The 12,319-nt window shown below is 66.6% G+C and carries 8 protein-coding genes and 1 pseudogene; 7 read left to right on the forward strand and 2 right to left on the reverse strand.

From position 1 onward, the window contains the following. Positions 1–193: 193 nt before the first annotated feature. Positions 194–1,318: pseudogene (locus tag OG936_RS33335) on the reverse strand (recombinase family protein); the annotation flags it as partial. 132 nt (positions 1,319–1,450) lie between these two features. Then, complete coding sequence (locus tag OG936_RS33340; protein WP_406499626.1) at positions 1,451–1,798, reverse strand: hypothetical protein; 348 nt, start codon at positions 1,796–1,798, stop codon at positions 1,451–1,453. Positions 1,799–1,912: 114 nt separating this feature from the next. Here OG936_RS33340 and OG936_RS33345 point away from each other — a divergent pair, with 114 nt between their 5' ends. From OG936_RS33345 to ltrA (OG936_RS33375), 7 genes are all read left to right on the forward strand, one after another. Next, the gene (locus tag OG936_RS33345) at positions 1,913–2,791 is read left to right on the forward strand and encodes a transposase (RefSeq protein WP_406499627.1); all 879 of its coding nucleotides are present in this window, start codon (positions 1,913–1,915) and stop codon (positions 2,789–2,791) included. Positions 2,792–3,442: 651 nt separating this feature from the next. After that, on the forward strand, positions 3,443–4,873 hold the full coding sequence (gene ltrA, locus OG936_RS33350; RefSeq protein ID WP_406499628.1) for a group II intron reverse transcriptase/maturase: 1,431 nt from the start codon (positions 3,443–3,445) through the stop codon (positions 4,871–4,873). 46 nt (positions 4,874–4,919) lie between these two features. Beyond that, a complete protein-coding gene (locus OG936_RS33355; RefSeq protein WP_406499629.1) occupies positions 4,920–5,663 on the forward strand; it encodes an ISAzo13-like element transposase-related protein in 744 nt (247 codons plus the stop codon). 439 nt (positions 5,664–6,102) lie between these two features. Then, a complete protein-coding gene (locus OG936_RS33360; protein WP_406499630.1) occupies positions 6,103–7,200 on the forward strand; it encodes a saccharopine dehydrogenase in 1,098 nt (365 codons plus the stop codon). Next, entirely contained in the window at positions 7,197–7,811 is a 615-nt protein-coding gene (locus tag OG936_RS33365) for a TetR/AcrR family transcriptional regulator (RefSeq protein WP_406499631.1), read from the forward strand. The genes OG936_RS33360 and OG936_RS33365 overlap by 4 nt, the downstream gene beginning before the upstream one ends. Before the next feature lie 586 nt (positions 7,812–8,397). After that, positions 8,398–9,243 carry an IS5 family transposase gene (locus tag OG936_RS33370; protein ID WP_406499632.1) on the forward strand — a complete coding sequence of 282 codons (846 nt, stop codon included), beginning with the start codon at positions 8,398–8,400 and terminating at the stop codon, positions 9,241–9,243. A gap of 153 nt (positions 9,244–9,396) precedes the next feature. Further along, positions 9,397–11,931: a group II intron reverse transcriptase/maturase gene (gene ltrA / locus OG936_RS33375; RefSeq protein WP_406499633.1), complete on the forward strand. Its 2,535-nt coding sequence runs from the start codon at positions 9,397–9,399 to the stop codon at positions 11,929–11,931. Positions 11,932–12,319: the final 388 nt, after the last annotated feature.

A 12,319-nucleotide genomic window follows, 5' to 3' on the forward strand; every position in this document is an offset into this window, starting at 1 on the left:
CATCGATGGTGACCAGCTGTTCCTGGAACGCCTCAATCATGCGCGTGATTGCTGCGGTGGCCTTGGCGAGGGCCAGTTCGAGACGGCTGCGCTGGCGGGTGGCGGGGTCGGAGGTGCGGGCAAGGTCCAGGCGCTTGTCGATCTCGGACCGGATCAGGTGCGGGTCGGCGATCATGCCGATGATGTGGTCCCAGACGACGGTGTCGAGGTAGTCGGCGCGGACGGGCTTGTTGGTGCAGACCCGGCCGCCCGCGTAGCGGTAGTCGTCGGAGCCCAGGCAGCGGTAGTAGTAGATCTTCTTGCCGGAGGAAGTAGTGGTCGAGGTGCGGTAGTAGCCGTATCCGCAGCTCACGCAGGCCGACAGCCCCTGAAGTAGGGAGGGGACCTTGCTGTTGCGCGAGGCGAAGCGTTTGTTGTCGGCGAGCCGCTGGGCGGCGCGTTCGAAGGTGGCCGGGGTGATGAGCGCGGGAACGGGGATGGTGACCCACTCCTCGCGGGGGCGGTCGGCGGTCTTGACGGCGCGCGGAGTGCTGCGGCCCTCCAGGCGGGCCCGGCGGTTGAGGCCCGGGGACTCGTGGAGGATCCGGGTCTTGCCGAAGGCTGCCTGCCCTTGGTAGGCGGGGTTTTTGAGCATGCCCCAGACGACGCTGCGGTCCCAGCGGGTCTTGCCGGTGCGGGTGGGAGTACCGCTGTCGGTGAGCCAGCGGGTCAGGTCCGCGATGGAGGCCCCGTCGTCGGTATAGCGGCGGAACAGCTCGACCACCAGTGCTGCCTCGGACTCGACGATCTCGTAGGTGGCCCCGCACTCGGGGGTCTTGCGCAGGTAGCGGTAGCCGAACGGGGCTCCGCCCAGCACGTTCACCGCCCCCGAGCGGGCCCGGTAGGTCTTCCCGCGCCAGTAGCGTTCCATCAGCTGGGCCTTCTCGTACTCGGCGAACATGCCCTGGAACTGGACCATCAGCTGGTCCTCGGGGCTGTCGCCGCGTGGGCCGCGGACGAACTCCACCCGGGTGCCGACCCGGGCGAACTCCTCGACCAGCAGGGCCTGGTAAGCGAACTTGCGGGCGAGGCGGTCAGGCGCGTAACACAGCACCACATCCACGCCGACCTGCGCGACAAGGTCGCGCAGCCGCTCCAGCGCGGGCCTCACCAGGGTCGCCCCGGAGTGCCCCTCGTCCTCGAACACCCACTCCTCGGGCAGCTCAAGACGCTGTTCTGCGACGTGCGCGCGCAGGGCCGCGGTCTGCGAGCGAATCGTCTGGTCCTTCTTCTGCCGGGCCGAGGACACCCGGGCGTAGATCGCCACACTTGTTGTCATCGCTCACTCCTGCCTGCTCCAGGCGATCCCGTGTCCGGGATCGCCGCTGCGGAACCAACGCCGCGTAGGCCGCGGACAAGTCCGCCGCCGCATGACGGTCGAAGACCGCCTCCACCTCCACCGGCCGGCCGCTCACCTGCCCGGCCGCCCCTCCGGGGCACCCCGCTCAAGGAACTCGGCCAGGGCCTGGGCCACCACCGCGGAGATCGCCCGCTCGCTCTCGTGGGCACGGGCGCGGATCTGTCCTGCCAGCGACTGCGGCAGCTTGACAGTGAACACCACGCTCGACTCGGGGACTTCGAGATGTCCAGCGGCCATGGCCTGCTCCAGATACCGGCGTGCCTGACGCACCGACACCCCGTACCTACTCGCCAACGTGCGGGCGGCTGCGGCCACGGGCACACCCGCCCCGACCAGATCCGCGGCGGCGTTGACCCGCCGGGCGTACTCGACGCTATCGACACGATCACCACGCACCATGTCACAAACCTACTACCCATTGTGACGCTCCTTACCCTCCGCGCGTGGAAGGAGTTCCAAGCGCCGGTAGCCGAGCGTCACCTCGAAGCAGAAGTTGCCCATTGCGTTGGGGGCGTGGTGACGCTGACCGAGTGCGGCACGCACGCGCAGATCGACGCGGCGGTGGGCGGGTTCAACGGCGGTGAGCCGGAGTTGGCGATCAAAATGGCCGACTCGGCCGCCGGGATGCTGGTCATCATGGATCGGGGCTTTCCCGGGGTGGCGTTGTGGAAGGCATATACCGGGGCTGGGGCGCATCTGCTGATCCGGGCGCGTTCGAGCGTCGCGGCTCGTCCGGTCGAGCAGCTGCCCGATGGCACCTACCTGGCGAGGATGAACCTCGCCGGGCAGAAAGGCGCGCATCCCGGCGGGGTGCTGGTCCGGGTGATCGAGTACCGCGTCGACAGCGGCGAGGTGGTCAGGTTGTTGACCGATCTGATGGACCCGGTTGCTCATCCGGCTGCGGAGTTGGCAGGGATTTATCATGCGAGATGGGAGGCGGAGGCGGCGTTCCGACAGATCAAGACGTTCCAGCGCGGGCCGGTCGAGGTACTGCGCTCGGGCGACCCGGAGCTGGTGCGTCAGGAGGTCTGGGCGCACCTGGCCGTGCACCACTGCCTCACGCAGGTCATCGTAGGTCTGGCTGACGACAACGGGATCGATCCGGACCGGGTCTCGTTCGTCAAGGTCCTCAAGCATGCGCGACGCAGCGTCGTCCGCCAATGCTCGGACACACCCACGAAGATCAAAGAGTTCCTGGTCGTCCTGGCAGCGAAGGTGCATCGGAAGCTCGACAACGGCGTCAGGCGCCTGCGCGAGGCGGACCGGCACCTGAAACGCCCGGATTCCAAGTACTCCTCGAAGCTCTCCTATCGGATCAACACCCGGGACCGGCGACCGACTCGGCGGATCACCGCCAAGGTCATCACGTTGCAGCCCTCGATAGTTCAGTAGTTAAGCAACGGCATTGGCCCGGCACGTCGAAATGGAACAAAGTGGAGGTGCGCCACGAGGCGCCACTGTTACCGGGCAGGGGTGAAAGACCCCTGCCGCCGGACTGTCGCAGCAGTCCGGTGAAGCTGAGGGCAGCCGAGCCGTGGAAACGCACGGGGAGGTAGGAGCAGCCCTGACAACGACGGAGCGCGTCGGTACTTCCAGACGGCGCGGGTCCGGCAAGCAAGACGAGACGCCGTACGAGAGAAACCAGTGCCTGACGTCCCGTAAGTGTTCCACCGGCTCCAATCTGGAGGATCTGGGCCGGGTGCAGCGCACGCCGTCCGCTTGCCGGGCGGCGACTTCGAAGCCGGTCTCTCGATGCTGGTGAGGAGGCCACGTTGAATGCCTGCGGCGTAGGCGTGGCGATGCTGTCGGGGTAGAGCTGGCCGGCTCGCTCGTCGACCGGAGAGTGGTGAACGTGGGAAGCGTGTTGGAACCGCCCTTCCCGGCTGGCAGCCCGTCAGCCGGTGGGCAGGCCCGTTGTCGGCTGATGGCTCCAGTACGTGGCGGAGGCCCCGTAGTAGTCCGAGCGTACGAAAGGTGCGTACATGGCGAAGGGGGCCAGCAAGTCTGTGGCCGAAGTGCTGGAAGACCAGGAGGTTCTCGCCGGTGAATACCGACGAACTTGAGGCCGTCACGTATGTGGCGGAGCGACGGGTACTGGAGATCCAGACCAAGCTGCACCGTTGGGCCCGTGATGATCCTCATCGCAGGTTCGATGACCTGTTCAACCTCTGTGCCGATCCCGCGTTCCTTCTGGTCGCGTGGGATCGGGTGCGGGGCAACAAGGGTGCGAGGACCGCTGGGGTGGATGGCCGCACCGCGGCGTCCATCGTGGAGCGGACGGGCGTCGAGGAGTTCCTCGTCGGGCTGCGGGAGAGCATCAAGGACCGTAGTTTCCGTCCGCTGCCGGTGCGGGAGCGGATGATCCCCAAGGCAGGCGGGAAACTGCGCCGGCTGGGGATCGCCACGATCGCGGACCGGGTGGTTCAGGCATCCTTGAAGCTGGTTCTGGAGCCGATCTTCGAGACGGATTTCCTCCCGTGTTCCTACGGGTTCCGTCCGAACCGCCGGGCACATGACGCGGTGGCCGAGGTGCGGTTCTTCACGTCCAAGTCGTATGAGTGGATCGTGGAGGGCGACATCAAGGCCTGCTTCGACGAGATTTCACACTCCGCCCTGATGGACCGGGTGCGGAAGCGCGTCGGAGACAAACGTGTCTTGATCTTGGTGAAGGCGTTCTTGAAGTCGGGCATCCTCGGTGAGGACCGGGTACTTCGAGAGACCACCGCCGGTACCCCGCAGGGTTCGATTCTCTCACCGTTGATGAGCAACGTGGCTCTGTCGGTCCTGGACGAGCACATCGCCCAGTCTCCGGGAGGCCCGAGGTCTACGCCTTGGGCGCGGACCAAGCGGCGTCGTCAAGGTCTCCCCAACTACCGGCTTACCCGGTACGCGGACGACTGGTGCCTGATGGTCAAGGGCACCAAGGACGACGCCGAAGCTCTGTGCGAGGAGATCGCGGAGGTGTTGTCCACGATGGGCTTGCGCCTGTCCGTGGAGAAGACTCTGATCACCCACATTGACGAGGGGCTGGACTTCCTCGGGTGGCGCATCCAGCGTCACCGCCAACGCGGATCCAGCCGCAGCTACGTCTACACCTACCCCTCGCGCAAGGCCCTGACGGCCGCGATGGGCAAGGCCAAGGCGATACGCCGCAGAACGGCCACCGGCCTGCCACTGGACGAACTGCTCATCCAGATGAACAGGATGTTGTTCGGCTGGTGCATGTACTTCCGCCCCGGGGTGTCGAGCGCAACCTTCCAGTACCTGAGCTCGTACACATGGGGTCAGGTCATGAAGTGGCTGCGTCGCAAGCACCTCCGGATCAACAGGAAGGATCTCCGCCGTCTTTATTGCGGTGGGGGATGGTGGCCAGCAGGGAAGGAACGGACACTGTTCGATCCCGGCAAGGTACGCACGACGCGCTACCGATACCGGGGAACGGTCATCCCTTCCCCCTGGCCGACCACCGGATGAAGATCAACAGGGGCAGTAGGACGGGACTTGTGGAGCGCCCGGTGCCATGAGAGTGGCACGCCGGGTGCGGGAAGAGGCCCGAAGAAACGGCTCGCTCGAAAGACGAGACCGCGCTTCGGGCCTACTTCACCATCGTCTGTTCTCGTTCATCTCGATGAACTGGCGGGCCCGCCCCCTGACCAGCTACGAAGTCGTCCTGAACCTCATCGCGGCCACCACCACGAGCACCGGGCTGAGCGTGAACGCCCGCCTGGACGAGGGCACCTACCCCATCGGTATCGAGATCGAGGCCCAGCACACCGCCGCGCTCACCATCACCCCCGACAGCTTCCACGGCGAGTGGAACTACACGACCCCGCCCCAGCCCGGCGTCCCCGCCGTGCCCCTCCAGCCACCCACCCGCCGGGCCCACCCCCGTCACGCCCACACCTTCGACACCGCCATGGCAGCCCACCCCATACTGACCGGGATGACCCGACACGCACTCGATCAACTCACCGCAGACGTACGCACGTTGATCGATCAAGTGCCCACCGGCCAGCGCTCCCGTCACCGCAAACTCGCCGTGGAAAGCATGATCTGGGCCGCCGTTCTCAATCAGCGCGGGCTGCCCTGCTCACTGACCGCCCACCTCTTCCGCATCGGCGAGAACCAGATGCGCACCCTGATCAAGCAGGTCCGGCCCCTGCTCCAGCAACACGGCCACCACGCAGAACCACTGCCCCTCCGACTCGTCGACCCCAGCGAACTCGCCGCCTATGTCATGCACGCAACATCAACGACAGGCTGACGTGACACGCTCCATTAATTTATCGACGCCCCCTGCGCAGATCCGCCGCACCGAGTTCACCCAGGGGCACACGCCGCAACTCATGCACTGTGTGCACCAACCGGGTCGCGTCAGCGGCAGGAGGCGCCCACCGGGGTGGGTCCAGCTCATCGAGCGTGCGGTTGAGGTGCAGCAGACGGTCCATGGGGCCTATGTTCACCGAAGCAGGCAAGGACTCTCAGAATCAGGTCACTGCCACTTCGCGGAATGTGCTCTCAGGCCGGACCAGGTGGAAGAACTCGCGCGCCACGTAGCGTTTGAGGCAGCGGACAATTTCACGTCGCGTCTTGCCTTCCGCTGCGCGCCGTTCACAGTAGTCCCGGGTACGAGGGTCCAACCGGAGACGGGCAGCACACCTCTCCCGCGACATTCTTTGGTCGCTTGACCTATATTTGGTGTCATGAATGACGAACTCATCTTTGACGCCGACGGACCTGTGCTCCTGGTCGGCGGATACGGCACGGTCGGCGCGGAGCTCGCACGGATGGCGGCCCCGTCGTGGCCGCTGGTACTGACGGGACGGACCGTGCGGCGCGGACAGCCGCTGGCGGACGAGACGGGCGCGGAACTGCGCACCTGGGACCTTGCGGACCCGGCACCGTTCCGGGCGGGGATCAGCGCGGTCGTCACCGTGGTCAACGATCCGGACGACCGGGTGCTGCGCGCCGCGGTCACCGGCGGCGTGCCGTTCGTGGACATCACCCGCTGGACCACGCGGCTGCAGCGGGCGGCCACCGTCGCGGCACTGGCGGGCCCGACCGCACCGGTACTGCTGTCCTCCGCGTGGATGGGCGGTGTGACCAGCCTCGTCGCCGCCTGTCTCGGCGACCGGCTGGGCGGCGTGGACACGGTCGACGTGGCCATTCGCTGGGACCTCGCCGACCGGGCGGGCGCGGACTCGGTGGAGTTCATGGACCGTCTCGGACTGGACTACGAGGTGATGCGGGACGGGCAGCGGCACACGGTCATGCCGCTGAGCGACGCCCGCCGCGTCCGTTTCGGGGAGGCGCTCACCCGGGTCGCGAGGATCGACACCCCCGAGCAGTTCACCCTCCCTCTCACCCTCTCGGCGCAGACCGCAACCACCCGAATCGGCTTCAGCTCGCCCGCGTCCACGACGGCCCTGCTGGCCGCCAAGCGGCTCGGGTTCTTCCGCTGGGGCCGCGGCGAGCGCTTCACCGGTGCACGCCGCGGATTGCTGTACGCACCCGGCGAAGGAGGCACGGCCCAGCTCCGCATCGACGTCACCCGTGGGGGCAACACCCTCTCCGCGACCGTGACCGATCCGGCCGGGCAGGCCCATCTGACCGCTCTGGGCGCCCTGATGGGGCTGCGCCGGGTACGCGGCGAAGACGGCGCCCCCGCACCGAGCGGCGTGGTCTTCCCCGAACAGCTCCCGAGCCCGCAGAGCGTGCCGTCGGACCTTGCCGCACAGGGCGTCGACCTGGTTGTGCGCAGGGTCGCGCGCGACGAACACGCAGAGGGCAGGGCGGCATGAGCGACCGGTCCCCGGAGCAGGAGAAGCGCACGGCAACCACGACCAAGGGTGCCCAGCGGCGCGCTTTGATTTTGGACGCCACCGAGAAGATCCTCTTCGAGTCCGGGTACGGCGAGCTGACCATGCGGGCGGTGGCGGTCACGGCACAAGCGCGCCTGGGGCACGTGCAGTACTACTTCCCCTCCCGCACCGAATTGATCGACGCCGTCCTGCGCCGCACCCTGGACCGTTCGCTCGACAGACTGGCCCCGTTGTTCACCGACGCGGCCGCGCACACTCCGCCGGACGCGGAGGGGCTGATTCGCCAACTCCTGGCCGAGCACGATGATCCCCGACTCGTACGGGTCTACGCCGAGTTGTGGGCACTGGCGGGCCGTGACGAAGCCGTCGCAGCGGTCCTGCGCACCTTCTACGGCGAATACCAGGACCATGTGGCCGGGTTCCTCCGCATCCGCAACCCCGCTCTCCCCGACACTGTCTGCCAGGCACGGGCAAGGGTTTTCACCGCACTGATCGAAGGAGCGGCGCTCTTCCGGTCCGGCATCGCCGCCCACCGCACCGAGGCCGCCGACGCGGAACTCATCAACACGGCCACCGCCTTGCTCGGCTGACGGCGCCTGCGGAAGAGCCCGGTGGCACCGGCGCGGGATGACCCGACCGCCTTCCGCCGACTGCGACGATCTCATAAGTGGGCATTTGATGTTGATTCGCGATGGGCATTTCGACCCGTTTTGCCGTATTCATCGCCAACATGCACAGCCTGAAACGCCCGGAAGCTCCGCACTAGCGGGAACCTTCTGCCCTATTACTAAGCCAGACGGAATCCAGTGCCGAGAAGCGGATCAAACGGGCAGGTCGGTACCCGGAAGGCCGTGAAGGCGCGCGTAAGGTGCGAATCAACCCGAAGTTTGTTGGCCGCAGGAGCGACTTAGCACCACAAGCCATCCCTAAACGCCCTCTAAGAGGACGTTCTTGCTGCATATGTACGGATTCAGGGGGGCTTGTCTAGCGTCTGAATTCTGCGTAAGCAGGAGGGTTTTAGCGGAATGTCCAACTGGCTGACGCGGACGTGATCCTGCGCTTCATCCCGGTTACTTCGGAAAGCTCCTGTCCGGTTCGAATACATGCTCAAAATCGCTTTTGCCTCGCCTGATCGAGCGATATGCCCGGTCGGACGCCTTGTGCATGAGTATCCCCATGACCTCTTCGCAGCAGCGCGAGCCGTACCTGAGCGACCTCTCCGATGCCCGCTGGACCCTGATGGAGCCGACCCTGACGGCCTGGCGGGCCGAGCGGCAGAAGACCTCGCTCAACCTCGGCGGCAAGGTCACCGACCTGCGAGAAGTAATGGACGCAATTCTCTTCGTCAACCGCACCGGGGTCCCGTGGCGCTACCTGCCGCACGACTTCCCTCCGCACACAACCGTGTTCAGCTACTTCAGCGCCTGGACCGCCGATGGCACGATCGAGAAGCTCGGCGTCCGCTTACACCGACTGGTCCGTGAGCAGGAAGGACGGGCCGCCGAACCGACCGCATGCGTCATCGACGCGCAGAGCGTCAAGACCGCTCCCAGCGTGCCCACCGACACCCAAGGCGCCGACGCCGGCAAGAAGATCGTGGGTCGCAAGCGCAGCATCGTCGTCGACACCCTCGGCCTGATACTGCTGGTCATGGTGACCGCGGCCAGCGTCTCTGACAACGAGGCCGGCAAACAACTGCTGACCCAAATCGCCGCCACACACCCCACGATCACCAAGGCATGGGTCGACACTGGCTACAAGACCAAGGCCATCGAGCATGGCGCCGCCCTCGGTATCGACGTGGACGTCGTCCCACGAAACACCCAGGTCAAGGGCTTCTCGGTAGTCCCGCGACGCTGGGTGGTGGAACGCAGCTTCGGATGGATCATGATGCACCGCCGCCTCGCACGCGACTACGAGACCAAACCCGCCCACTCCGAGAGCATGATCCGACTCGCGATGATCTCGAACCTCGCTAAACGAGCAACCGGCGAAACGCCCATAACTTGGCACAATCCATGAACCATTCCTCATTCAAACGGGACGTCCTCTTAGCCTCGATCCGCCGAGTGGCTCGCGTCCTGTGGATGAGGAAACGAGAAGAGGTGCCTGCTGACCTGCGATGATGGGAGTTCTGACGCTTCCAGCACGCACAATCAGCAAGGCACCTCGTAGATGCAAGTTTCCCACACTCCGGCAGCGGTCTCCGCTGCGTTCGATGACCCGAATCTGGTCGCGTATGCGGGGCTGGTTCCGGTGATGCGGCTGGCCGAGCGGTGCGGCCTGTCGGACCTGGTGGCTGCGAAGGTGAAGCTGACCGGAGCGAGGAACGGTGCGGGGGCTGCGGCGGATGCCAAGGTCACCGGCATCGTGGCCGGGATGGTCGCGGGTGCGGACAGCATCGACGACCTGGACGTGCTACGGCATGGCGCGATGCCGGCCCTGTTCGGCGGTATTCGCGCCCCGTCCACGCTGGGCACGTTCCTGCGTGCGTTCACCCACGGCCATGCGCTTCAACTTCACTCCGTGCACCGGACGTTTCTTGCCGCGCTGGCCGCGCACACTCCGCTGCTGCCCGGTGCGGACAAGCTGGCGTTCATCGACGTCGACAGCACCCATAAGCGGGTCTACGGGCGGGCCAAGCAGGGCGCCGAGTACGGCCGGTTCAAGGGCATTCGTACTCTGCACCCCCTGCTGGCCACGGTCTGCACCCCGTACTCCCGGCCGGTGATCGCCACGGTGCGGATGCGCCGCGGGAAGGCCGCCGACTCCCGGGGCGCCCCGAAGTTCGTGGCCGAGGCCCTGTCCACCGCCGCCGAGGCCGGCTGCACCGGCACCCGGATCCTGCGCGCGGACTCGCAGTTCTACAACGCCGCGGTGATCGCCGCCTGCCGCCGGGCCGGAGCGCACTTCTCCATCACCACCGGCATGAACCCCTCCATCAAACGGGCCGTCCACAGCATTCCCGAGGATGCCTGGCAGCAGATCAGTTACCCGACCGCGGTGCCCGACCCCGAAACCGGTGAGCTCATCTCGGACGCCGAAGTTGCCGAGATACCCCAGTACACCGCCTTCACCAGCCGGGAGAAGAGCGAGCGGGCCACTGCCCGGCTGATCGTGCGCCGGGTCCGTGACCTGGCCAAACCCGCCGTCATGGATGAACAGGGCGAACTGTTCCCCGTCTGGCGCTACCACCCCTTCTTCACCGACCGGCCCACCGAAACCCTGCAGACCGAGCGGGAACACCGCCACCACGCCGTGGTCGAGCAGGTCATCGCCGACAGCAAAGCCGGCGCCCTGGCCCACCTGCCCTCCGGACACTTCCACGCCAACGCGGCCTGGCTGACCCTGTGGGCGATGACCTACAACCTGCTGCGGGCTGCCGGTGCACTGACCGACCCGGCGACGCTCATCGTGGCGTTCGACCGGGTCGCGGGCAACCAGGGAGCCCGAACTGCCGGCGTGGACGGTGTGACCGTCACCGACGTCGAGCGGGATATTGGAGCACCCGGGTTCCTGGACGGTCTGCGCTCGGACGTGAAGTCCGGCGCGTTCCGGCCCCTGCCGGTGAGGGAGCGCAAGATCCCCAAGCCGGGCGGGTCGGGAAAGGTTCGCAGCCTCGGTATTCCCACGGTGGCGGACCGGACCGTTCAGGCCGCGCTGAAGCTGGTGCTGGAACCCATCTTCGAGGCCGACTTCCTGCCGGTCTCCTATGGGTTCCGGCCCAAACGGCGGGCTCAGGACGCGATCGCGGAGATCCAGCGTTTCGGCTCCAAGGGATATCACTGGGTGCTGGACGCCGACATCGAAGCGGCCTTCGACAACGTCTCCCATCGCGCCGTTATGGGCGCCGTGCGGAAACGGGTCAAGGACAAGCGTGTCTTGGCGCTGGTCAAGGCGTTCCTCAAGGCAGGCATCCTCAATGAGGACGGCCAGCGAAGGGACACCCACACCGGCACCCCGCAGGGCGGCATCCTCTCCCCGCTGATCTTCAACGTCGCGTTGTCGGCGCTCGACGAGCACCTGCACCGCGACTGGCTGCCCGGCGGGCGGATGGATGGCCAGTACCCGCGTCGCAAGCGTCGTCGGCATGGCCTGCCCAACTGGCGAATTGTCCGCTACGCGGACGATTTCGCGATCATGGTGCATGGCTCTGCCGAGGATGCGGCGGCCCTCCAGGGCGAAGTAGCCTCCGTGCTCGAACCTTTGGGGTTGAGGCTGTCACCAGCCAAGACCCGAATCGCGCACATAGAGGACGGGTTCGACTTCCTCGGGTTCCGCATCCGGCGGCGCCGCAAACGGGGAAGTAACAAGTGGTACGTCTACGCGTTCATCGCCGTGCGGCCCGTCCGCTCGGTGAAGGACAAGATCCGTGCCCTGACCCGCAGGACGTCACAGGCTGACCCCAGGGAAGTGCTGATCCGGCTCAACCAGATCATGCGCGGCTGGGCCAACTACTTCCGGCATGCCGTCGCGAAGCACACGTTCCGCATGCTCGGGGCCTTCCTCTGGCATCGCGTGATCATGTGGCTCAAGACAATGCACCGCTGGTCTTGGAAGGACGTCCGCAGCCGGCTCCTTGGCCCTCACGGGTCATGGCTGCCGATCACTGCGGACGGGGTCGAACTGATCAACCTGGCGCGGACACCGGCGATCACCCGGTACCGCTACCGGGGCGACACGATCCCCAGCCCCTGGCCCACAGCCTGACAACCAGTCCGACGAGAGGAACTGTGGAGAGCCCGGTACTCGGAGACGGGTACGCCGGGTTCGGAGAGCGGCCTGGAGAAACGGGCCGGTGGCAACACCGGAACCGCGCTTCAGGCCGACTCAACCGCGGCGCCCGGAGAAACGTCGGCGATTTCGACTGTTCCGGCGACGACGTCGAGCGCGACTGGGTGGAGCGGAGCGCACCGGCGGCTGGAGCCGGGTCACCCGGGTCCTGCTCACCCACGACCAGGTCCGGCAGTACGCCCTGCCCGCGACCGCGGGCAAGCGCGACGACCGCAATGGCCGGCCTTCGCCCGCCTCTACGGCTTCGACATCGACCACCCCGTGCAGTGGGAAGTCGAGAGCTACTCACACTTCATCCCGGAGT

This window comes from Streptomyces sp. NBC_00846, from assembly GCF_045207325.1.
GTDB lineage: Bacteria > Actinomycetota > Actinomycetes > Streptomycetales > Streptomycetaceae > Streptomyces.

What these genes read in the sequence shown, in the direction of transcription:
- OG936_RS33340 (WP_406499626.1), bottom strand. Translation starts at nt 1,798, where the DNA reads ATGGTGCGTGGTGATCGTGTCGATAGCGTCGAGTACGCCCGGCGGGTC.
- OG936_RS33355 (WP_406499629.1), top strand. Translation starts at nt 4,920, where the DNA reads ATGAGAGTGGCACGCCGGGTGCGGGAAGAGGCCCGAAGAAACGGCTCG.
- OG936_RS33360 (WP_406499630.1), top strand. Translation starts at nt 6,103, where the DNA reads ATGAATGACGAACTCATCTTTGACGCCGACGGACCTGTGCTCCTGGTC.
- OG936_RS33365 (WP_406499631.1), top strand. Translation starts at nt 7,197, where the DNA reads ATGAGCGACCGGTCCCCGGAGCAGGAGAAGCGCACGGCAACCACGACC.
- OG936_RS33370 (WP_406499632.1), top strand. Translation starts at nt 8,398, where the DNA reads ATGACCTCTTCGCAGCAGCGCGAGCCGTACCTGAGCGACCTCTCCGAT.
- ltrA (WP_406499633.1), top strand. Translation starts at nt 9,397, where the DNA reads ATGCAAGTTTCCCACACTCCGGCAGCGGTCTCCGCTGCGTTCGATGAC.